Raw genomic sequence first — 349 nt, 5'->3', positions numbered from 1 at the left:
CTGGCGAGAGGCTTGGTGCCGGACAGACCGAAGATGTAGTCGATGCCGTTGGTCTCGCACCACGCCATGGCCTCCGGCCGGGCATAGTGCCCGTCGCCACGGAACGTAATTCGCGTGTTGTGCCACCGCGTCCGGATATGCCGTACCAGGCGGCGCAGAAGGGCACGCACCTCGACGCCGCCCGGCGTCTTGCCGGGCCGCAGCACGACCGCCACGGGCCGGCTCTTCTCCGTGTCGTAGGAAGCAGCGTTCGTCATAATGAGCGTTGAACAGCGAGAGCTGCTGATGGCCGTGGACGACGTCGCAGGTATCATCGATGTCGAGCGTGACGGATGCCGGCTCGCGCGGG

Annotated in this window: 1 pseudogene; it reads right to left on the bottom strand. The window is 66.5% G+C overall.

Going from position 1 to position 349, the window contains the following annotated elements:
* Nucleotides 1-349: pseudogene (locus QJT78_RS52370) on the bottom strand (transposase); the annotation flags it as partial.

Source organism: Bradyrhizobium sp. Mp27 (assembly GCF_029953005.1).
GTDB classification, from domain to species: Bacteria; Pseudomonadota; Alphaproteobacteria; order Rhizobiales; family Xanthobacteraceae; genus Bradyrhizobium; species Bradyrhizobium barranii.
This window is presented reverse-complemented; position numbering and strand designations above follow the sequence as displayed.